At 59.9% G+C, this 287-nt stretch carries 1 pseudogene; it reads left to right on the plus strand.

Annotation, left to right across the window (positions count from 1 at the left end):
* Positions 1-49 precede the first annotated feature (49 nt).
* Positions 50-287: pseudogene (locus AACV02_RS30075) on the plus strand (phage tail protein); the annotation flags it as partial.

Consider the following 287-nt stretch of genomic DNA (forward strand, 5'->3'; position numbering starts at 1 on the left):
AAGGCAACACCACTCGTGCCGCTGATGGCACCTTGAAGGCGATCTAATCATGGCAAGAGCAGCAATCAACGTACTCGGCGCCACCGGCGCGACCTACGACTTCGTAACCAATGGCTCAGGGCTCATTGAGTCCTCGCGCGAATCGGTTGGCGTTTATCACATCACCGGATGCCTGGGCATGGTGCCGTTTCCACCGGTAGACGACGGCTGGGGCTACACAGTCAACCAGGTGGACTCGCGGGCCGACGTGGACATTCAGTTCACCGATGGCGTGCTGGTGGTGACGG

Origin of the sequence: Pseudomonas sp. Larv2_ips, from assembly GCF_963879675.1 — a bacterium.
Classification (GTDB): Bacteria; Pseudomonadota; Gammaproteobacteria; order Pseudomonadales; family Pseudomonadaceae; genus Aquipseudomonas.